The following is a 20,458-nucleotide window of genomic DNA, read 5'->3' as shown; positions in this document are numbered from 1 at the left end:
CGGGCCGGCTTCAGGGCGTTGGAGGACGATTAAGGACGGTTGAGGCCGCTTCTTAGTGGCGGCGCAGCAAACTTGCGCCGTAGACGAGCGCGGAGAGGGCGGTGATCCAAAAGCTCGTCGGCCAATCGGTGTAGAACGCCAGCGTCACGCCGAACCAAGCCTCGCCGAGCGCGAACAATGCGGCGAGCGCTACGCCGCTCGCGAGCCGCGTGGAGAGATTTTGGGCGGCGGCGGCCGGTCCGACCATCAACGTGAACACGAGCAAAACGCCGACGATTTGCGTGCAAGCGGCCACCGCGAGTGCGGCGATCGCCAAGAACAGCACCGAGACGAGGCGAAGCGAAACTCCTTTCGCTTCGGCGAGCTCGGGCTGCAATGTCGCGAACAAAAGCGGCCGCATGATCGCACCCAACGCGATCAGACTTGCCGCGCCGATGCCCGCGAGCACGATCAGCGTCTCGCGGGTCACCCCGAGCACGTTGCCGAACAGTAGTGCCGTGACTTGGGTGGCATACGCCGTGAAGAAATGCAGAAACAGCAACCCGCAGCCGAGCGCCAGCGAGAGTACGACGCCGATCGCGACGTCGCGCCCGGCCAGCCGTTCGCCGAGGGCGCCCATCGAAAGCCCGGCCGCGAGCGTAAAACCGATCATGCCCCAGAGCGGCGAAATACCGAGGAGCACGGCACCGGTCGCGCCCGTGAAGCCGACGTGAGAAAGCGCATGACCGGCGAACGTTTGTCCGCGCATGACGAGGAAGTAGCCGACCACGCCCGCGAGCACGGCGACGATCCCCGACGCCGCGAACGCGTTCACCATGAAGTCGTATTCAAACATCGTGCGTGTGTCCGTGTGATGAGTCCTGGCCGTGCCCATGGTCGTGCCCATGGTCGTGCGCATGTCCGTGGGCATGATGTGGGCCGGAGCCGCCGTCGTTCTCGTGTTCGTGATCGTGCTTTTCGACTTCGACGTCGCCCGACATGACGAAAATGCGTCCGTTGACGCGCATGACGTCGATCGGCGAACCGTACAGCCGCGAGAGCACGGGCCGCGTGATGACTTCGTCGACGGTACCGAGCGCCGCGCTGCCGCTGCCCAAATAGAGCACGCGGTCGATTGCGTTGAGCAGCGGATTGAGTTCGTGCGCCGAGAACAGCACGGTGATCCCGAGTTCGCGCTGTACGCGCCGCACGAGTTCGACGACGCTGCGTTGATGGTGCGGATCGAGACTGATCAGCGGTTCGTCGAGCAGCAGCAACCGTGGTTGGCCGAGCAGACACTGAGCCAGCAGCAACCGTTGGCGCTCGCCGCCGGAGAGTTCGGTGAGCGGCCGTGCGGCGAGCTTGCCCGCGCCGACGAGTTCGAGCACGCGCTCGACGTCGGCGCGTGTCGCGGCGTCGGCGATCGGCAGGCCCCACCGGTGCCCGTCGGCGGCCATGGCGACGAAATCGCGCCCGAGCACACGGCGGCTCGCCAGTGCGCTACGCGTCTGCGGCATGTATCCGATGGACGGATTGCCGCGCGCGACCGCCTGGGCACCGATGCGAATCTCGCCGCTCGCCACGGGCACCAAGCCGAGCACGGCGCGCATGAGCGTGGTCTTGCCCGCACCGTTCGGCCCCAGCACGCCGACGAATTCGCCTTGGTCGATCGCGAGGCTCACGTCGCTCAGAATCGTGCGCCCGGCCAACGCCAGCGAGACGCGATCGAGTTCGAGCGCCGGGCTGGACGGCCCGCCGGCGGACCTGGTCGGCCGGGCGCTATTGCGCTCGCTATCGTGGCTCATCGTCCTTGTTCTCCGAGCGCTTGCGCGAGCGCGTCGATTTGCTTGCTCATCCATTGCTGATAGGTCATTCCCGCGGGCTCGGTCTCCGTTACGCTGACACTCGTCACGTGGGAGGCGCGGGCCAATTCGAGCATGCGCTGAGTCAATTTGGTCACGGCTTGTGCGTTATAGATCAGCGCGGCGACGCGCTTGCCGCGCAAATCCTGCTCGAACCCGGCGATGTCGGAAGCCGCGGGCTCCGTATCGTTCATGACCGACAGTTGGAAACGCGTGTTCCGCATATTCAGACCGATTGCATCGCACAGATAGCCCGCGACGGGTTCGGTCGCGGTGACGGCGGTGCCCCGGTACTTGGCCCGCAGCGCGTCGATCTTGCCGTCGATCGGTTGCAGCGAGGCGAGAAACGTGGCCAGGTTCGCGTCGTATTCGGCCTTATGCGCGGCATCGGCCTGGCCGAGTGCCTCGACGATCTTCTTGGCTACGGCGGGCATCGTGCGCGGATCGTACCAAAGATGCGGATTATCGCCGGCCTTTTTGCCGACGAGCTGCGCGGCGACGATCACGGCGCGTTTGCCGTTGCTCGAGGCGGCCAAGAGCTTATCCATCCACGGATCGTAGTCGGCGCCGTTGTAGACGACGAGCGCCGCGCGATGTAGATCGCGAGCGGTTTTCGGGCTGGCCTCGAACAAGTGCGGGTCTTGGTCGGGGTTGCTGAGGATGCTCGTCACGGCGACATGCGTGCCGCCCAATTGCTTGACGACGTCGCCGTAGAAATTCTCGGCCGCCACGACCGGAATCGGATTGCTTTGTGCGAGCGCGGCAGCGCTTGCGGTCAGCGCGGCGAGCGCGAAAACGACGCGGCGCGTCAATTGTCGCGCGCGCTTGGCCATACGACCGGCGTGGTCGATCGATTTCATTCGTTCTCCTAATGTCCGGGGGCGTCGTGCCGGCGAGAAAAACTTCATCGCCGATGAGTGGGCTGGCCGCGTCCCTGCCGGCATTCGCCGCACAGGCCGCTTAGCTCGACCACCTGCTTATGAACTTCGAAGCCGTGGGCGGGTGGCGTGGACGAGAGCCGTTCGGCGAGTTCGTCGCCGGGAATTTCGAGCGTTTCGCCGCAGCGTTCGCAGATCAAAAACTGACTTTGATGCGGCTTGCCGATTTCGCAGCACGCGACGAATGCGTTACGCGATTCGATGCGATGAACGAATCCGTGCTCGACGAGAAACTCGAGCGCGCGATAGACCGTGGTGGGCGGGACGCGGCCGCGTTCGGGTTCCAACGCGGCGAGCAGATCGTAGGCGCCGATCGGCTTGCCGGCGGCCGCGACGAGCGCGTAGACCTGGCGCCGCAGTTGCGTGAGCGCCAGACCGTGTTCGGCCGCATACGCATCGGCGCGCGCGAGCCGGGCTGTCAATGAGGCGGCGGGCATGGATTCGTTCCCTAAGGGTGCACGAGTGAGATGATATAACATATCACTCGGGCGTGTCTTGCAATGAGGGGGAACGAATGCTTGCTACTTCGGCATTCGCTCGCGGCGAATGCGGCGCGCGAGGGCGCGGTTATACGGTGACGGCGAGAAACAGCGCGACGGCGGCCATGCACCCTCCGAACACATAGCCTTGGAGTTTGATCGACTTTTCGCTACTGAATCGCTCGAAGAGCACGCGCCCACCGTAGATCCAAGGAAAGTGGCAGACGACGCAAAGCACCGTAAAGACAGATGTGATTTGCAGCACTTGTTGTGCGAGCGAAATGTCGGGCCGTAGGAATTGAGAGAACAGTACGAAAATCATCGAATGGATTTTGGGGTTCAGCGAGACCGATAGAAAACCGTCCAATGCCGTGAGCCGAGGCATGGATGCCTGCTTTTTGCCGGTCGACGATTTGACGAAACCGTAGGCGAGATACAGCGTATAGACGATGCCGATCCACTTGAGCACGTGGGCGGCTGCGGGAACGTCGTGCAATACGCGGCTCAACTCGAAGCCGTAGACGAGACACCAGATGAGATTCGCCGCTTCGAAACCGAACCAAAACGGAATCGTGCCGCGTACGCCGAAGCGCCCGCCGGCGGTGGCGAGAATCGTGTTGCCCGGACCCGGACTGATGATCATCGGCACGGAGAATCCGACGATGAGCATCCAGACTTGCGGCGAAACCATGACTTCTCCTTATGATCGATGAGTGACGATCATTAGACGCAGGTTTGTGCGCGCGACCAAGCGAGGGATTTTCATGGACTCGATAACATGCGATTATCGAGCGCATGCGCCGCCTACCTCCGCTCGGCGCGGTGCGTGCCTTCGAGGCCGCCGCGCGTCATTTGAATTTCACGCAAGCCGCCGCCGAACTGCATGTCACGCAGGCCGCGATCAGCCATCAAGTTCGCCAACTCGAGCAATGGTTGGGGCTTCGTTTATTCGAGCGGCGCGGGCACCTGCTCACGATCACGGCCCATGGCCGCGACTACTTGGCCGAAATTTCGGTCGCGCTCGATCGTATTGCGTCGGCCACGGCGCGGCTCAAGCAGGGCAGCGAAGGGCCGTTGCGAATCACGGTCTTGCCGTCGTTCGCGGCTTGTTGGCTTGTGCCGCGCCTAGGCGGTTTTCGCGAGCAGTATCCCGATATCGAATTGAAGCTGACGACCTCGACGCAGCTATGGGACGGTCTCGACGATCGTTTCGATGTCGGTATCCGCTCGGGTTTGGGGCGATGGCCCGGCCTCAATGCGCAGCTTTTGGCCACGGAATCGCTAAGTCCCGTTTGCGCGCCGTCGCTCGCAACAGGCCGAGAGCCGCTGCGCGAGCCGGCCGATTTGCGGCATGCGCATTTGTTGCACGACGTGCCGCGCGGCGGCTGGCGCATGTGGTGCGAGCGCGCGGGTGTCGGCGACATCGATGTCGATGCCGGCCTGGCTTTCGACGATGCGGGTCTCGTCTTGCAGGCCGCGCTGCGCGGGCAGGGCGTCGCGCTCGGCAGGCTGACGCTTGCGGAGCGCGACTTGCGCGAGGGCCGTTTGATCAAGCCGTTCGATATCGCGATTCCGAACGATTACAGCTATTGGCTCGTTTATCCCGATGCGAAAGCCGATCGCGAGAACGTGGCGGCCTTTCGAAGCTGGGTGCTCGGGCAAGCCGGGCACGGTACCGAGCCGAAGGCACAAGCGGAGCAGCCGGCTTGAGGTCGAGGGGCAATTGCCCGCTTGCCGTCGCTAACTCGCGCGTTTGAACAATCCGAGTTTGTCGGCGCGGAACAGTTTTGCGCCCTAATCGGGGCGCCGGGGGCACACGATATGCGCGCCCGATCCTTCCTTAAAGCACGGTCCTCACGTGCCACAACTCGGGGAAAAGTACGACGTCGAGCATCTTGCGCAGATAAGGTGCGCCGCTCGTGCCGCCCGTGCCTTGCTTATAGCCGATGATGCGCTCCACGGTCGTGACGTGCCTGAAGCGCCATTGACGGAACGCATCTTCCAGATCGACGAGCTCCTCCGCCATTTCATAGAGCTCCCAATGCTGCGACGGATTGCGATAGACCTCGAGCCATGCCGCTTCGACGGACGCGTCATAGGCCGTCGGCTGGGTCCAATCGCGCTCGAGCCGTTCGGGCGCGAGCGCGAAACCGCGCCGCGCGAGCAGACGCACAACCTCGTCGTAGAACGACGGCGCCTCAAGGGTGGCCTTTACTTCGGCGAGCACGTCGGGCCGGTGGGCATGCGGCTTCAGCATCTGCGCATTCTTGTTGCCGAGCACGAATTCGATCTGCCGATACTGATACGACTGAAAACCCGAGGACGAGCCCAAATGCGGGCGCATCGCCGTGTACTCCGAGGGCGTCATCGTAGCCAGCACGCTCCACGCTTGCACGAGTTGCTCCATGATGCGCGAGACGCGTGCGAGCATCTTGAAGGCGGGCGGCAGCTCGTCGCGCCGGACGCAACCGAGCGCGGCGCGCAACTCGTAAAGCGCGAGCTTCATCCACAGTTCGCTCGTCTGATGTTGGATGATGAACAGCATCTCGTTGTGATCGGGCGAGCGGGGATGCTGTGCGTGCAGAATCGCGTCGAGCGAGAGGTAGTCGCCGTAGCTCATCGACTTCGAGAAGTCGAGTTGCGCATCGTGCCAACCCGCCTCGCCCGTGGGGACGTGCGGCGCTGGCTGCGCCGATGCATCGCCGGCGGCATGCTCGCCGCCGTGGCCGAACGGGCAGCCTCGCGCGGCCTGCGGCATCGCTGCCGATTCGGACGTCTCAGGCATGTCCGGTAGGCGCATATGTCCGGTCATTTAGGATTCCTCAGATTGCTCAAGTAACGGAATGACGAGCGGCGAACTCGGGTGAGCGCCACGCTTGACTATCGAGTACGTCGCGCAACGTTTCGACGGCATCCCAGACATCGACGAAGCGCGTGTACAGCGGGGTGAAGCCGAAGCGCAGTACGTGCGGCTCGCGGTAATCGCCGATCACGCCGCGAGCGATGAGCGCTTGCATGACTTCATAGCCGTGCGGATGTTCGAAGCTGACGTGCGAGCCGCGCTGCGTATGGGCGCGTGGCGTGACGAGCGTCAGCGGGTGTTCGGCGCAGCGCGTCTGGACGAGGTCGATGAACGCGTCGGTGAGTGCGAGCGATTTGCGTCGAATCGCGGCCATATCGGTTTCGAGGAACACGTCGAGCCCGGTTTCCACGAGCGACATCGAGACGATCGGCTGCGTGCCGCACAAAAAGCGGCCGATGCCGGCGCCCGGCGTGTATTCGGGGGTCATCGCGAACGGCGCGGCATGGCCCCACCAGCCCGAGAGCGGCTGGGAGAGCGCCTCTTGATGGCGCTTGGGAACCCATGCGAACGCGGGAGAACCGGGGCCGCCGTTCAGATACTTGTAGGTGCAGCCGACCGCGAAGTCGGCATTGACCGCGTTCAGGTCGACGGGCACGGCGCCGGCCGAGTGCGCAAGATCCCACAGCGCGAGGGCGCCCGCGCGTTGGATGATCTGCGTGAGCGAAGCCATATCGTGCATGTAGCCGGTGCGATAGTTCACGTGCGTGATCATCGCGATGGCCGTATCGGCATCGATGGCATCGGGCAACTCGGCGGGATCGTCGACGAGGCGCAAGGTGTAGCCGCGATCGAGCTGTTCGATGAGCCCTTGCGCAATGTAGAGATCGGTCGGGAAGTTCGCGCGCTCGGAGACGATCACGCGGCGGCTCGAGTCACGATCGTTCGCCATCGTCAAAGCGGCCGAAAGCAGCTTGAACAGGTTGACCGAGATCGTATCGGTGACGACGAGTTCATCGGCCGCCGCGCCCACGAGCGGCGCGAGCTTATCGCCGAGACGGCGCGGCAGCGCGAACCAGCCCGCCGTATTCCAACTGCGGATGAGTCCTTCGGTCCATTCTTCGGCGATGACGGCTTGCGCGCGCGCGGCGGCTGCGGCGGGCGGTACACCGAGCGAATTGCCGTCGAGATAGATGACGTCCGGGGTCAGCGCGAAGCGATCGCGTAGATGAGCCAGGGGATCGTCGCGATCGAGTGCGAGTGCGTCGGCACGAGTCTTCATGAACTTGGTGTATGAAAGGGGAAAGAGGAAAACGGCCGGATCAGGCTTCGTTTCGCATCGGCCACGGTCGTAGCACGGCGCGCACGGGACTGGCGTCGAGCGTCGTGAGCTTGAGCGGCAGCGCAATCAGTTCGTAATCGCCTGGCGCCACCGCATCGAGCACGAGCCCTTCGAGGATCGCCATGCGGTGCGCACGTACGCGGCCATGGGCGTCCATCGTTTTGGAGTCCTGAGGATCGAGCGAAGGCGTATCGATGCCGATCAGCATGACGCCGCGCTCGGCGAGAAAATCGATGGTCTGCGGCGCCACGGCGCAAAACGTTTCGTCCCAGCGCGTGACCGGTGCTTGCGCATACGTGCGCAGCAGCACGCGCGGGGGGAGCGCGTCGGCGAACGGCGCGACGTGTTCGGGCAGCACGAGCGGCGCTGCGCCGATGCAATGCACGACGCGGCACCGGCCGAGGTAAGGCGCGAGCGGCACGCGTCCGATGGCGGCGCCCTCGGCGTCGTAATGCAGCGGGGCATCGGCGTGGGCGCCGGTGTGCGGCGAGCAGGTGAGTCGCGCGACGTTGACGGGCGAGCCCGCTTCCATGCGCCAGACGCGCTCGATGCCGACGGGCGTGTCACCGGGCCATACGGGCGTCCCGGCCTCGACCGGCGGCGAGATGTCCCAAATCGTCTCCTTCATGTTTCCTCACTTGTCGGGAAGCTTGGGACGATGATAGGCAACTTCGCGCGCAAAGTGCTTGCGAAATTCTCTCCACCAACGGAGCGGACTAGAACATAATTCGAGACAAACCTAAAAAGGGGGCCAAAAATGAACGCGATCACGCTGGACGCCACCGATTGCCGTATTCTGAGCGTTCTCCAAAATGAAGGGCGGATCAGTAACCTCGATCTGGCCGAGCGTATTTCGTTGTCGCCGTCGGCGTGCCTGCGCCGGCTGCGGCTGCTCGAGGAGCAAGGGGTGATCGAGCGCTATCGGGCATGTCTGAATCGAGAGGCGCTCGGCTTCGAGCTCGAAGCTTTCGTTCAGGTTTCGATGCGCAACGATCAGGAGAATTGGCATGAACGGTTCGCCGAGGCGGTGCGTGCCTGGCCGGAGGTGATCGGGGCGTTTGTCGTCACCGGGGAAAGCCATTACGTGCTGCGCGTGCTTGCGCACAACCTCAAGCACTATTCGGACTTCGTGCTGAGCAAGCTCTACAAGGCGCCGGGCGTCATGGATATCCGCTCGAACATCGTATTGGAGACGCTCAAAGAAGATTCGGGCGTGCCGGTCACGCTAACGCCGGCGGCGCCCGCAGCCCCGGCCCGCTAGGCGCCCAAAACTGCGCGGCGCTCATACGAAAACTCGCAAAAGCGCCGCCTCGAGGGTAAATCAGTCTTAGGTCGCTGCCGGGAGCCGGTCGAGCGAAGGGGCACGGTTATCGTAGGTCGCTCCTTCCTTGAACCGGAGATGGATATGAAATGGAAGCAGGCGGCGATCATCATGCTCGATCCCAACGACCCCGTAATCAACAAGGATTGCTATGCGTGGAAGCAGCGCTACGCCGTTCCCGACGAGCGGTGCTTCACGTTGCCTCACGCGTCGGGGTGCAAGATCCGCGGTTTCACGCCCATCACGGAGGGGTGCCTGTCGTTCTCGGACTTGTCGACGAAACTGATCATCGTCAGTCACGGGACTCCGGGGGGCATCAGTATCGGCCGAAAAATCAGCAATGCCGCCACGGTGTCCGGCTGGCTCGAACGATGGGGCTTGCAAGAAGCGGGGCTGATTGCGTTTCGCGGCTGCAAGCTCGGCGCGGCCGGCTTCCTGCAAGATCTCGCCACGATGATCGCGGTGCGCCGGATGGGGGTTGGCTGGCTCATCGGCTATCGGCACACGGCGCAGCAGTGGCGTGGGACTTGGCACGAAATCTCCGGTGAGCACGATGCGCGCGTGCGCGAGGCCACCGGCGGCTACGGCAAGTGCCCCGACAGCTATCGGGTGCGGATCGTGCAAGGTAACCGGCGCGTGACGCCGGGGGTTTTCACGCGCCGATATCAGCTCGAAACGATCGTCTGATGCCGCCGGGGGCGGCCGCGCCCTGCTCAGAGTGGCTTTACGCCGTGAAACGCGCCGCCGTGGAAGATCAGCGGCGCGATTTCCTCGGCGCCGGGACTGACGCCGCAGCGCTCGACTTCTCCCACGAAGATCACGTGATCGCCTTCTTCGTACCGGCTGCGGTTATGGCACTCGAACCAGGCCAATGCGCCGTCGAGCACAGGCATGCCCGTATCGCCGGCCGCATGCGACACGCCCGCGAAGCGGTCGCCCTTGACGGTCGCGAAGCGCTGGCACAGGTCGAGTTGGGAGGCGGCCAATACGTTGACGACATAGTGGCTGTTCGCTTGGAAGACGGGCATCGAAGCGGATTTCGTCGCCAGACTCCAGAGCACGAGCGGCGGATCGAGCGAGACGGAATTGAACGAGCTGGCGGTGATGCCGATGAGCTGTCCGTTGGGCGCGCGCGTGGTAATCACGGTCACGCCCGTCGCGAATTGGCCCAGCGCGCGCCGGAACGCGGCGACGTCGAAATTCGGGGGGCTCGCGCGTTTCATCGTGCGACGCCCCGGGTACGGCGCACGGCCGCCGCGTACGGCACATGCAAAGGGGCGGCGGAAAGGGAAAGGTCCAAGATCGAAGGTTCGGCGTAAGTTGCGAGTAGCGCAGATTTTAATTGAATCGGCATCGGTCGATGTCGTCATGCACAACTTGCGCCCGCTGGCCGGCCTGCCATTCGCATTGGCTGACATCTTGTGCGAAAACGCACTAAGCTACTCTCTCTGAGCGTAGTGCGCAGATTGGGCGCATTGCCGAAATGTCGAGCAAAAATGAGGAGAGCGAAAGCCATGAGTCAGACAACCGAAACCGCGACGCTGGGCGGCGGGTGCTTCTGGTGTCTCGAAGCCGTTTATCTCGACGTCGAGGGCGTAACCAGCGTCGAATCCGGCTACGCGGGCGGTAACGTCGCGCAGCCGACCTACGAGCAAGTCTGCGATGGCGGTACCGGCCACGCCGAAGTGGTGAAAGTCGAGTTCGATCCGGCACGGATCAGCTATCACGAGGTCCTGAAGATTTTTTTCTCCATCCACGATCCGACCCAGTTGAACCGGCAGGGTAACGACGTCGGCGATCAGTACCGCTCCGTTATCTACACGGACGGCGACCGGCAGCGCGAGATCGCCTTGGAGTCGATCCGCGAACTCGAGCGCGAAGCGGTGTTCGATGCGCCGATCGTCACGAAGGTCGAGCCGCTTAACGGTAACTATTGGCCGGCGGAGGCCTACCACCAGCGTTACTTCGCGCAGCACCCCGAGCAGGGCTATTGCGCCTTCGTCGTGGCGCCGAAAGTGGCGAAGTTCCGCGCGAAGTTCGCAAGCTGGATGCGTCCGGGCGCCTAGCATTGTGCCGACCGGGTGCGCGTGGCGCGTGCCCGGCCGGTGCGCTCAATCCGAGTCGCCCGCGTGCGCCGGGGCGGCTTCTTCCCGCAGCCGCGCGCACGCCGCGGCGATCTCGCGCGCAAGTCCCAAGCAGGTGAGCGGGGCCGAGCCCTCGGCCTTGTTATTGGTCACGATGAGCACCGGCTGTCCCGCAATGGCATACCGTGCGGCAAGCTCGGCCAATGCCGAACGGGTGGCCGGGTCTTCGTCGACGATCCGGTTGAACGGTTCGTACTTCGCCTTCGCCTGCTCATACTTGAAGCCCCCGTGCAGACTCCAACGCACGACGAGCGGCCCGCTCGGGGCCTCGCCGTCGAGCAGCGCAAGCGCGGCCGCTTGCCTGAGCGGATCCGGCATGCGGGCATGGAGTCCAACGCAGTACCGCACCCCGCGCTCGCGCAGCATGCGGATGAGCCGAGGCGTCAGCAGGCAGGCGTCTCGAATCTCCAGCGCGTAACAGGGGCTGCCGTCGTCCGATGTCGATGCCGGCAGCGGCGGCAGCGCGTCGAAAAACGCGCCGAGCCGTTCGACGAAGCCGAGCGGGTCGGCCAGGATGCGCTCGGGCAGCGGCGGGAATTGGAAAACCAGCGAGCCGGCTTTCGCCCCCAAGCCTTCGAGACACGGCGTGACGAACTCACGGGTCGCGAGTTGCGCGTCGAGAAAGCAGGGATTGTCGGCGATCGGCTCGCCGCGTTCGGCCCGCAGCGTCGCATCGGTCACCGAAGCGGGGGCTTTGACGACGAAGCGGAAACCATCGGGAACCTGTTGCGCGTAACGCAGATAGTCGGCGACTGAAAGCGGTGCGTAAAACGAACGGTCGATGCTGACGGTGCGCAGCAGCGGATGCGCGCCGTACGCCGCGAGTCCGTCGCGGGCGAGCTTCGAATCGCTGTAGGCTTCCCCGTAGACGATCCCCTCCCATCCCGGGAACGACCACGACGAGGTGCCCAACCGGACTTGCGGCGGCAAGGCGCTTGCCCACTCGAGCACGTCGGGCGAAGCGGGCGCGGCGAGTACGGCCCGTGCACGGCGGCCGCGCTTGGGCGTGGCGCTTTCGCCGGTTTCGCCGGTTTCGCGGGTTTCGCCGCCGGCGTTCGAGTCGGATTGCTCGGCCTCGGGTGCCGCCGCCGGCGAGGCGGCGTCCATATCGCCGAATAGGTCGAATTGCGAGTCGTCTTTGCTGGCTGCCATCGGTTGCCGGACCCTCGCGAGAGGGTCCAAGTGCGCGCTATGCGTCGAGCGGCCGATCGTACATGTAGCGGCGCGACCAAGGCAACGTTTGGGCGCTGCGTCCCGCCCTGCGGCACACGATTTGGAACAGGGAGACGTCGTCGTTTTCGAATGCATAGGCGCAGCCGGCCAAGTAGACGCGCCAAATCCGAAACTTTTCGTCCTCGACGAGCGTTTTCAACGTCTCGCTATGCCGCTCGAAGTTCTCCGTCCAGATCTCGAGCGTACGCGCGTAATGGCGCCGCAAGCTTTCGACGTCGACAGGCTCGAGTCCGCCGCGCTGCATCGACTCCAGGGCTAGGCTGACGTGGGGCAGTTCGCCGTCGGGGAAGACGTATCGATCGATGAACTCGCCGCCGCCGAGCGCGGTTTCGCCGCTGTCGTAGTCGGTGGACGTAATGCCGTGATTCATCGCGATGCCGTCTTCAGTCAGCAATTCGCGGATTTTGCCGAAGTACTCGGGCAGGTTCTTGCGTCCGACGTGCTCGAACATCCCCACGCTCGTGATGCGATCGAATTGCCCGTCGATGTCGCGGTAGTCTTGCAACCGGATCTCGATCCGATCGGTAAGCCCTGCGGCTTTGACGCGTGCGGTGGCGAGATCGAATTGGTTCTGCGATAGCGTAACGCCCACGCACTGGGCGCCGAACCGGCTCGCCGCGCGCAAGACGAGGGCGCCCCAGCCGCAGCCGATGTCGAGCAGGCGCTGACCCGGTTGCAGCTGGATTTTTCTCAAGATGTGGTCGATCTTCTTGACCTGCGCCGCGTCGAGCGTCTCGTCGCCGTTTTCGAAGTAGGCGCACGAATAAACCATGTTATCGTCCAACCACAGCTTGTAGAACTCGTTCGACACGTCGTAGTGGTACTGAATCGCTTTCTTGTCGGAGTTCTTCGTGTGATTGAAATAGCGCCGCACGCGGGCGAGCTTGCTTGCGCTAGTGACGGTACTCCGGGCGAGGGAGTAACCGATCGAGATGATGTCGGAAAGTTTGCCCTCGATGTCGATTTTGCCTTTCACGTAGGCTTCGCCGAGGTTGTCGAGGCTCGGCTCGAGCAGGAGCGGCAACGCCGAGGCCGAATTGACCTTGAGCGTCACTTGCGGCGCCGCGAAGCTGCCGAAATCGAGTTGTTGTCCATTCCATAAGACGAGCCTGGCCGGCAAGTTCGTCTTGTTGCGCACGTCGTCCACCCACTGCGCCAGCTTTTTCTCCCAGAACATGCGTTTTCTCCGTTGACGTTGAAAATGCAAAGCAGAGCAAAGCAGCCGCCCGCACGCGCGTTCGGCGCGGGCGGCGTGTTCTTGCACAGACGGTCGAGCCCGCCGCCCCGGCAAAACCGGCGCGGCGGGCGCTGGCGCGTCAGCTCGCCATCAAGGCGAAAGTCGCGAGATGCGCCAGGTCTCGGCGCTCTGGCGTGTATAGAGGATTCGGTCGTGTAACCGCGACGGGCGGCCTTGCCAAAATTCGATGGTTTCGGGCACGAGGCGATAGCCGCCCCAGTGCGGCGGCCGAGGCGGCGCCTCGCCGAAGCGCTCGGCGAACGATTTCTCGCGGGCTTCGAGCAGCGCACGGCTCTCGATCGGCCGGCTTTGGTCCGACGCCCAAGCGCCGATCCGCGAGCCGAGCGGGCGCGAATTGAAATACGCGTCGCTATCTTCGGCGCTCGTCTTGACGACGGTTCCTTCGACCCGCACTTGACGTTCGAGCTCGATCCAATAGAACAGCAAGCACGCATGCGGGTTGGCCGCTAGGTCCAGCCCCTTACGGCTTTCGTAGTTCGTGAAAAACACGAAGCCGCGTTCGTCCACTCCCTTGATGAGAACGATTCGCGCGGACGGATAGCCGCGCGCGTCGACGGTGGCGAGCGTCATCGTATTGGGTTCGGGCAGCCGCGCGTCCAGCGCCTGTTTGAACCAGGCGTCGAATTGGCGGATCGGGTCGGCATCGACACTCGTTTCATCGAGTGAGCCGCGTGCATAGTCTTTACGGAGATCGGCGAGGGTAGTCATGTTGTTATGCGACCGCTACACAGTCGGGGTCAGTATAGCTAACCTGCGAGAAACGTGCCGCGTGTCGCGTAGCCGCAATGCGCGTTCGCCCGCCCACGGGCAGACGGCGCGCGAGGCTGCCGGCTGCATTCCCGTTCGATGAGGCAAAATATAGGCTTCGCTCGTATGAATTACACGCAACATGTCCAGTCCTAGCGCCACCGAGATCCCCGCCGACGTTACGCCCGCACCGGGTGCCGTAGACCACGTCGACGAGATCGATCGCGCTCGCCGGTTCGGCGGCATCGCGCGGCTGTACGGCGACGCCGCACTCGCGGCGTTCGAACGTGCGCACGTGGCGGTCATCGGGATCGGCGGCGTGGGTTCGTGGGTGGCGGAGGCGCTGGCCCGAAGCGCGATCGGCAAGCTGACGCTGATCGACCTCGATAATGTCGCCGAAAGCAACACGAATCGGCAAGTTCACGCGCTGAACGGCAATTACGGCAAGCCCAAGGTCGATGCGATGGCGGAGCGCATCGCGCTCATCGATCCGGCCTGCGAGGTACGCCGCGTCGAGGATTTCGTCGAGGCGGAGAACTTCGAGTCGCTACTCGGCGGCGGGTTCGACTACGTCGTCGACGCCATCGACAGTGTGCGCACGAAAACCGCGCTCATCGCATGGTGCGTCGAGCATGGGCAGCCGCTCATCACGGTGGGCGGGGCGGGCGGGCAACTCGATCCTACGCGTATCCGGATCGACGATCTCGCTTTGACGATCCAGGACCCGCTGCTGTCCAAGGTGCGGGCGCAGTTGCGCAAGCAGCACGGATTTGCCCGCGGACCCAAAGCGAAATTCAAGGTGAGCGCCGTCTACTCCGACGAGCCGCTCATCTACCCCGAGGCGGCCGTCTGCGATATGGACGACGTCGCCCAGCACCTGAACACGTCGGCCGGGCACGCAGGGCCCGCCGGCCCCGTAGGGCTCAATTGCGCGGGCTTCGGCTCCAGCGTATGCGTGACGGCGAGTTTCGGCTTCGCGGCCGCCGCACACGTGTTGCGCGCATTGGCGAAAGCGCCCCGCTGAGCGGCCGCCGGCCGCTCGGCCGGCGGTGTGTGCGTCAGGTCAGTAGAGGGCGGCGCTGAGCTTACGGCGCCATTGCGAGACGAGCTCCGGGCGGTGCGCCGCCAAATCGAAGACCGAGAGCATCGTCTTGCGGCCCGCGTCGTCCTCGAACGAACGATCGCGTTTGACGATTTCGAGCAGGTGCTCGAGCGCCGGTTCGTAAGCGCGGCGCGCGATCAACGCATTGGCCAAGTCGAAGCGCGCCTGCAAGTTGGCGGGATCGGCTGCGACCGCGGCCTCGAGCGCGTCGGTCGGCGGCAAATCCGTGGCTGCATCGAGCGCATCCAGGCGGGTCTTCAGCGCGTTATAGCGCGCGTCGATGCCTTGCGTCGTCTTCGGCGAGAGCAATTCGGCCTCGCGGCGCGCGTCCTCCACCTGCTCCTCGTCGAGCAACAGCTCGATCAAATCGAGCCGCGCTTCGTCGAAACCGGGATCGAGCGCCAACGCCGCTTGCAAATGGTCGCGCGCGACGTCGCGTTCGCCTTGTTCCAACGCGTACAGCGCCGTGCGATGTTCGGCTTGCGCCGGATCCGGCACGAGCCGGTCGATAAATGCGCGCAATTGGCTTTCGGGCAGCACGCCCGTGAATTGATCGACGGGCCGGCCGCCCGCGAACGCCACGACGTGCGGGATGCTGCGCACTTGGAAGTGCGCGGCGAGCTCCTGATTTTCGTCGACGTTCACTTTGACGAGCCGCCAGCGGCCGCTGTACTCCTGCTCGAGCTTCTCGAGCATCGGGCCGAGGGACTTGCACGGGCCGCACCACGGCGCCCAAAAATCGACCAACACGGGTGCGACGGCCGAGGCGTCGATTACGTCTTTTTCAAAGGTAGCCAGGGTGGTGTTCATCGCTTCCTCAATGCCTCAATGGTTTGCATGGGTGCAGATGGGTGCGGCTCGCGCCATTTCAACCTTGCGGCGGCTTCGCTGCGCGCTCCGGCAGCGCAATCCATTCCGTCTCGCCGGGTACCTTGCCCATCGCCTGCGCTGCCCACGCGGCTTTAGCCTCGGCGATCTTCTCGCGCGAGCTCGCCACGAAATTCCATTCGATGAACCGTTCGCCTTCGAGTTTCGCGCCGCCGAGCAACATCACCGTCGCGCCGGCACGGCTGGCGAGCGTCGCCGTCTCCCCGGGCACGAGGACGGCCATGTGGTGGAGCTCGAGCGGTTCGCCGTCGATCGATAGGTCGCCGTCGACGAGATAGACGCCGCGCTCCTCATGCTCGGGCGTGAGCGCGAGCGCACCGTCGGGGGCGAAGTTCGCCGCGACGTAGAGCGTGGGGGAGTAGGTGCGCGTCGGGGCTTGCAAGCCGAAGGCGCTGCCGGCGATGACGGTGAGCGTGACGCCGTTGCGTTCCGTTTGCGGCAGCGTCGCGGCGACATGGTGTTCGAACGACGGTTCGTCGGTTTCGTGCGCGAGCGGCAGCGCCACCCACGTTTGAATGCCGTGCATCACCTGGCCGCGCCGCCGCTCTTCGTCGGGCGTACGCTCGGAGTGAACGATGCCGCGGCCGGCCGTCATCCAATTGACGTCCCCGGGCGTGATTTTTTGCACGGAGCCGATGCTGTCGCGGTGGAGCATCGCGCCTTCGAATAGATAGGTGACGGTGGCCAGCCCGATGTGCGGATGCGGGCGAACGTCGACACCCGTGCCCGGCGCATACGTGGCGGGCCCCATGTGATCGAAAAAGATGAAAGGGCCGACGAGCCTGGCCGCAAGCGCCGGTAGGACGCGGCGAACCAAGAGGCTGCCGATGTCGCGCTGCGTCGGCTTGAGGATGGCTTTTACGGATGTCGGCACGGCGCACTCCCTACGGGGATTGGGGCGGACCATTGTACTTCGGCTCGTCGATCCGCCGCCTCGGCCCGTGCTTCGCCGCACGGGCCGCGCGCAGCGTCATGCCATGCGGTTCTTCGCCAGCGGCGGATTGGCCGCGAAGTAACGCTTGATGCCTTTGAGGATGGCGCTCGCCATCTCGCTGCGGTAGCTGTCGTCGTTCAAACGCTTTTCTTCGTCCGGATTGCTGATGAACGCCGTTTCGACGAGGATCGACGGGATATCGGGCGCTTTCAGGACGGCAAAGCCTGCTTGCTCAACCGAACCCTTGTGCAGCTTGTTGATCTCGCCCACTTCCTTGAGTACGAAATTGCCGTAGCGCAGCGAGTCGCGGATCTGCGCCGTCGTCGACATGTCGAACAGCGCGCGGTTGACCGTTTCGTCCTGCGTCTTCACGTTGATCCCGCCGATCAAGTCGGACGAATTCTCCTTATTGGCCATCCAGCGGGCCGCGGCGCTCGTCGCACCGTGCTCGGACAGCGCGAAGACCGACGAGCCCCGCGCCTCGGGCGTGGTGAAGGCGTCGGCGTGGATCGAGACGAACAGATCGGCGCCGACGCGTCGCGCCTTTTGCACGCGTACGTTGAGCGGGACGAAGAAATCGGCGTCGCGCGTCATCATCGAGCGCATGTTCGGCTGCGCATCGATCAGCGCGCGCAATTTTTTGGCGACATCGAGGGCGATATGCTTTTCGTAGGTGCCGGCGCTGCCGATTGCGCCCGGGTCCTCGCCGCCGTGGCCCGGATCGATCGCGACGGTGAGTAGACGCACGGTTTTACCCGATTTCGGCGTCGTGAAGGCGTAGGTATCGCCGCCGTCGAGACCGTCTTGGGGGGCGCCGTCGCTCTTATTCGGACCGCTTTTGCGATCTGCGAGCGTCGGCGGTTCGGCGGAAGGTTTCGGCGTTTTGCGCGAAGCGGAACCGCTTGCGTTCGGTGCGCCGCCCCGCGTGGGCGGGCCGCCGGCGTCGCCTTGCGGCGTGTTTTGCGCATAGCGCTCGAAGAACGCATCGCTATTGTCAGGCGGGGACGGGGGCGAGGCCGGTCCCGCGTTCGGCCCGGCGAGCGGCGCCGGCGTTTGCAGCGCGTCGGCGCTGCGCGCGCTTTGATCCAGGCGCTTTTCCTTGCGCTCGGTTTCGGCCAGCAATTCCATCAACGGATCGGGCGCGACCGTGGGATACAAGTCGAGCACGAGCCGGTAGCGGTAGCTGCCCACGGGCGGCAACGAAAAGACCTGAGGCTTGACCGAGCCCTTCAAGTCGAACACGAGCCGCACCACATGGGGCTGGAATTGCCCCGCGCGGACGGCTTGGATCTGCGGATCGTTCGGCGTGATCTTCGAGACAAGGTCGCGCAGCGCTTGGTCGAGATCGAGACCGTTCAGATCGACGACGAGGCGGTCGGGCCCTTGCAGCAGTTGCTGCGTCGTTTGCAGCGGTTGATCCGATTCGATCGTGACGCGCGTGTAGTCGCGCGCCGGCCAGACGCGCACGCCGAGCACCGAGCTGGCCAGCGCGAGGCGGGGCAATGCGAGTGACGATGCGAGCCCGAGCACGAGCGTCGATGCGCCCGCGCGCAGCATTTGGCGGCGGCGCCAGTTATGCGTCGCCGTCGCCGCCGATTCGATCGACTTGAACGGCTTGATCAACATCTTTCGAGACATGCTTTTCCTGATTCGCTATATGCGCGGGCGTCGAGTCGGCGCCGGTCGTCGTCGATAGGCTCGAGCGCGAAGACGAGATCGGGCGTGCCGAGCAGCGTTCCGGCTTTTTGCGGCCATTCGACGAGGCAGATCGCGCCCGCGTCGAAATATTCGCGAAAGCCCGCATCGGCCCACTCCGCCGGGTCGGCAAAGCGGTAAAGATCGAAATGATAGAGGTCGAGTTCCCCGTCTTCGCGTGCGAGCGCGTAGGGTTCGACGAGCGTGTAGGTCGGGCTGCGCACGCGGCCTTTATGGCCGAGGCCGGCCAGCGTCGCCCGCACAAGCGTGGTTTTGCCCGCGCCGAGGTCGCCCAATAGCTGCACATGCAACCCCGTGAAGCCGGGAAGCTGGCGGACGTACTCGATCGCATGCGCGAAACGCTCGCCGAACGCATCGGTGGCCGCGAGATCGTCGAGCGGAAAGACACGCTCGAGAAGCGCTTTCGCGGGCGGAAAAAACGACGGTGCGGGCGCGGCGGGCATTCTCGTAAAATAGCGGGATGAAACGAAGTCCGGAACAGGCCGCCCTTGGCGCGCGCACGCTCGGCGAGGCCGATGCGGGCAGCGCGACGCAGCCCCTTGACGACATCGCGCTCGCGACGCTTGCGCGACAGATCAAAGCGTGGGGCCTCGAGCTGGGCTTTTCGGCCGTCGGCATCAGCGACACCGATTTGTCGGATGCCGAAGCGGCGCTATTCGCTTGGCTCGAAGCGGGCTGCCACGGCGAGATGGATTATATGGCCAAACATGGCGCCAAACGCGCGAGGCCGGCCGAGCTTGTGGCCGGCACGCGACGCGTGATTGCGGCGCGCATGGCCTATTTGCCTGCGGCTACGCTCGCGCGAGGGCACGATGAAAGCGCATCGTCAGGCACGCCGCACGGCGAAGCCGGCGATTGGCGCGCGCGCGAACTGGCGCGTCTGGCCGACCCGACGACGGCTATCGTGTCGCTCTATGCCCGTGGGCGCGATTACCACAAGGTGATGCGCCAGCGGTTGCAGCATCTGGCCGAGCGCATCGAGGGCGCGATCGGCGCCTACGGCTATCGCGTCTTCAGCGATTCGGCTCCCGTGCTGGAAGTCGCGCTCGCGCAAAAGGCCGGCGTCGGCTGGCGCGGCAAGCACACGCTGCTGCTCGAGCGCGACGCGGGTTCGATGTTTTTTCTCGGTGAAATCTACGTCGACATCGCGTTGCCGACCGATGCGCAGAGTGCGCCCGAGCGTGCGACGCGCGAGGCCGGAGCGCATTGCGGGCAGTGCACGCGCTGCATCGACGCGTGCCCGACCGGGGCGATCGTCGGCCCGTATCGCGTCGACGCGCGCCGCTGCATTTCCTATCTGACGATCGAGCTTGCGGGCAGCATACCCGAAGCCTTGCGGCCGCTGATCGGCAACCGCATCTATGGATGCGACGACTGTCAACTCGTCTGCCCTTGGAACAAATTCGCGCAGGCGGCGCCCGTCGATGACTTCGACGTGCGCCATGGACTCGATCGGGCGACGCTCGTCGATCTGTTCGCTTGGAGCGCCGAGGCGTTCGATACGCGCATGCAAGGCAGCGCGATCCGGCGTATCGGCCATGAGCGATGGCTGCGCAATCTCGCGGTGGCGATGGGCAATGCCTTGCGGGCCGAGCGGGTGGCGGGCGGCGAGGCGGCGCGCGAGGCAATCGTCGACGCATTGCGCGCCCGCGCCGAGGATCCGTCGCCGCTCGTGCGCGAGCACGTGCACTGGGCGCTGCAAGCGGCGTAAGCTA

General features: G+C 64.6%; 22 protein-coding genes. 6 read left to right on the top strand and 16 right to left on the bottom strand.

Annotated features, from left to right (window positions below; all coding sequences use genetic code 11):
* Positions 1-52 precede the first annotated feature (52 nt).
* From AB1286_RS08175 to AB1286_RS08155, 5 genes are all read right to left on the bottom strand, one after another.
* Positions 53-835 carry a metal ABC transporter permease gene (locus AB1286_RS08175; RefSeq protein WP_430362790.1) on the bottom strand — a complete coding sequence of 261 codons (783 nt, stop codon included), beginning with the start codon at positions 833-835 and terminating at the stop codon, positions 53-55.
* Entirely contained in the window at positions 828-1,784 is a 957-nt protein-coding gene (locus tag AB1286_RS08170) for an ABC transporter ATP-binding protein (RefSeq protein ID WP_430362789.1), read from the bottom strand. Before AB1286_RS08170 ends, AB1286_RS08175 begins: the two co-directional genes overlap by 8 nt.
* Complete coding sequence (locus AB1286_RS08165; protein WP_430362788.1) at positions 1,781-2,785, bottom strand: metal ABC transporter solute-binding protein, Zn/Mn family; 1,005 nt, start codon at positions 2,783-2,785, stop codon at positions 1,781-1,783. Before AB1286_RS08165 ends, AB1286_RS08170 begins: the two co-directional genes overlap by 4 nt.
* On the bottom strand, positions 2,746-3,216 hold the full coding sequence (locus AB1286_RS08160; protein ID WP_430362787.1) for a Fur family transcriptional regulator: 471 nt from the start codon (positions 3,214-3,216) through the stop codon (positions 2,746-2,748). Before AB1286_RS08160 ends, AB1286_RS08165 begins: the two co-directional genes overlap by 40 nt.
* 130 nt (positions 3,217-3,346) lie before the next feature.
* Complete coding sequence (locus tag AB1286_RS08155; protein WP_430362786.1) at positions 3,347-3,949, bottom strand: LysE family translocator; 603 nt, start codon at positions 3,947-3,949, stop codon at positions 3,347-3,349.
* 104 nt (positions 3,950-4,053) lie between these two features.
* Here AB1286_RS08155 and AB1286_RS08150 point away from each other — a divergent pair, with 104 nt between their 5' ends.
* A complete protein-coding gene (locus AB1286_RS08150; protein ID WP_430362785.1) occupies positions 4,054-4,968 on the top strand; it encodes a transcriptional regulator GcvA in 915 nt (304 codons plus the stop codon).
* Between the two features lie 130 nt (positions 4,969-5,098).
* Here the strand turns inward: AB1286_RS08150 and kynA are convergent, their stop codons facing one another.
* The 3 genes from kynA to kynB are packed head-to-tail and all read right to left on the bottom strand — an operon-like array spanning position 5,099 to position 8,028.
* Positions 5,099-6,070 carry a tryptophan 2,3-dioxygenase gene (kynA, locus tag AB1286_RS08145; protein ID WP_430362784.1) on the bottom strand — a complete coding sequence of 324 codons (972 nt, stop codon included), beginning with the start codon at positions 6,068-6,070 and terminating at the stop codon, positions 5,099-5,101.
* A gap of 19 nt (positions 6,071-6,089) precedes the next feature.
* Positions 6,090-7,340 carry a kynureninase gene (kynU, locus tag AB1286_RS08140; RefSeq protein ID WP_430362783.1) on the bottom strand — a complete coding sequence of 417 codons (1,251 nt, stop codon included), beginning with the start codon at positions 7,338-7,340 and terminating at the stop codon, positions 6,090-6,092.
* A gap of 40 nt (positions 7,341-7,380) precedes the next feature.
* Positions 7,381-8,028, bottom strand: a complete 648-nt coding sequence (gene kynB / locus AB1286_RS08135; RefSeq protein WP_430362782.1) for an arylformamidase — start codon at positions 8,026-8,028, stop codon at positions 7,381-7,383.
* A 129-nt stretch (positions 8,029-8,157) separates the two neighbouring features.
* Here kynB and AB1286_RS08130 point away from each other — a divergent pair, with 129 nt between their 5' ends.
* Both AB1286_RS08130 and AB1286_RS08125 read left to right on the top strand, forming a co-directional pair.
* Positions 8,158-8,661, top strand: coding sequence for an Lrp/AsnC family transcriptional regulator (locus AB1286_RS08130; RefSeq protein WP_430362781.1), 504 nt, complete (start codon positions 8,158-8,160; stop codon positions 8,659-8,661).
* A 144-nt stretch (positions 8,662-8,805) separates the two neighbouring features.
* Positions 8,806-9,408, top strand: coding sequence for a hypothetical protein (locus AB1286_RS08125; protein WP_430362780.1), 603 nt, complete (start codon positions 8,806-8,808; stop codon positions 9,406-9,408).
* Positions 9,409-9,434: 26 nt separating this feature from the next.
* Here AB1286_RS08125 and AB1286_RS08120 read toward each other — a convergent pair whose 3' ends face one another.
* The gene (locus tag AB1286_RS08120; RefSeq protein ID WP_430362779.1) at positions 9,435-9,944 is read right to left on the bottom strand and encodes a flavin reductase family protein; all 510 of its coding nucleotides are present in this window, start codon (positions 9,942-9,944) and stop codon (positions 9,435-9,437) included.
* 291 nt (positions 9,945-10,235) lie between these two features.
* Here AB1286_RS08120 and msrA point away from each other — a divergent pair, with 291 nt between their 5' ends.
* Positions 10,236-10,787: a peptide-methionine (S)-S-oxide reductase MsrA gene (gene msrA / locus AB1286_RS08115; protein ID WP_430362778.1), complete on the top strand. Its 552-nt coding sequence runs from the start codon at positions 10,236-10,238 to the stop codon at positions 10,785-10,787.
* Positions 10,788-10,832: 45 nt separating this feature from the next.
* Here the strand turns inward: msrA and AB1286_RS08110 are convergent, their stop codons facing one another.
* The 3 genes from AB1286_RS08110 to pdxH all read right to left on the bottom strand — a co-directional run bounded on the left by AB1286_RS08110 (position 10,833) and on the right by pdxH (position 14,064).
* The gene (locus AB1286_RS08110) at positions 10,833-12,017 is read right to left on the bottom strand and encodes a DUF72 domain-containing protein (protein ID WP_430362777.1); all 1,185 of its coding nucleotides are present in this window, start codon (positions 12,015-12,017) and stop codon (positions 10,833-10,835) included.
* A gap of 37 nt (positions 12,018-12,054) precedes the next feature.
* Positions 12,055-13,275 (bottom strand): class I SAM-dependent methyltransferase, encoded by a 1,221-nt coding sequence (locus tag AB1286_RS08105; RefSeq protein ID WP_430362776.1) that lies wholly within the window; start codon positions 13,273-13,275, stop codon positions 12,055-12,057.
* A 150-nt stretch (positions 13,276-13,425) separates the two neighbouring features.
* The gene (gene pdxH, locus AB1286_RS08100; protein ID WP_430362775.1) at positions 13,426-14,064 is read right to left on the bottom strand and encodes a pyridoxamine 5'-phosphate oxidase; all 639 of its coding nucleotides are present in this window, start codon (positions 14,062-14,064) and stop codon (positions 13,426-13,428) included.
* 181 nt (positions 14,065-14,245) lie between these two features.
* On the opposite strand from pdxH, the gene AB1286_RS08095 reads away from it, so the two are divergent.
* Positions 14,246-15,127, top strand: coding sequence for a tRNA threonylcarbamoyladenosine dehydratase (locus AB1286_RS08095; RefSeq protein ID WP_430362774.1), 882 nt, complete (start codon positions 14,246-14,248; stop codon positions 15,125-15,127).
* Positions 15,128-15,166: 39 nt separating this feature from the next.
* On the opposite strand, the gene trxA is transcribed toward AB1286_RS08095, so the two are convergent.
* The 4 genes from trxA to tsaE form a co-directional block, all read right to left on the bottom strand.
* The gene (gene trxA / locus AB1286_RS08090; protein ID WP_430362773.1) at positions 15,167-16,015 is read right to left on the bottom strand and encodes a thioredoxin; all 849 of its coding nucleotides are present in this window, start codon (positions 16,013-16,015) and stop codon (positions 15,167-15,169) included.
* Positions 16,016-16,073: 58 nt separating this feature from the next.
* Positions 16,074-16,967, bottom strand: a complete 894-nt coding sequence (locus tag AB1286_RS08085; protein WP_430362772.1) for a pirin family protein — start codon at positions 16,965-16,967, stop codon at positions 16,074-16,076.
* A gap of 96 nt (positions 16,968-17,063) precedes the next feature.
* Positions 17,064-18,665, bottom strand: coding sequence for an N-acetylmuramoyl-L-alanine amidase (locus AB1286_RS08080; protein WP_430362771.1), 1,602 nt, complete (start codon positions 18,663-18,665; stop codon positions 17,064-17,066).
* The gene (tsaE, locus tag AB1286_RS08075) at positions 18,647-19,186 is read right to left on the bottom strand and encodes a tRNA (adenosine(37)-N6)-threonylcarbamoyltransferase complex ATPase subunit type 1 TsaE (protein ID WP_430362770.1); all 540 of its coding nucleotides are present in this window, start codon (positions 19,184-19,186) and stop codon (positions 18,647-18,649) included. Before tsaE ends, AB1286_RS08080 begins: the two co-directional genes overlap by 19 nt.
* A 17-nt stretch (positions 19,187-19,203) precedes the next feature.
* On the opposite strand from tsaE, the gene queG reads away from it, so the two are divergent.
* A complete protein-coding gene (gene queG, locus AB1286_RS08070) occupies positions 19,204-20,454 on the top strand; it encodes a tRNA epoxyqueuosine(34) reductase QueG (RefSeq protein ID WP_430362769.1) in 1,251 nt (416 codons plus the stop codon).
* The last annotated feature ends 4 nt before the right edge of the window (positions 20,455-20,458 follow it).

Origin of the sequence: Trinickia sp. NRRL B-1857 (assembly GCF_050470685.1) — a bacterium.
Classification (GTDB): domain Bacteria; phylum Pseudomonadota; class Gammaproteobacteria; order Burkholderiales; family Burkholderiaceae; genus Trinickia.
The sequence above is the reverse complement of the archived record's forward strand: the minus strand, read 5'-3'. Positions and strand labels throughout refer to the sequence as shown.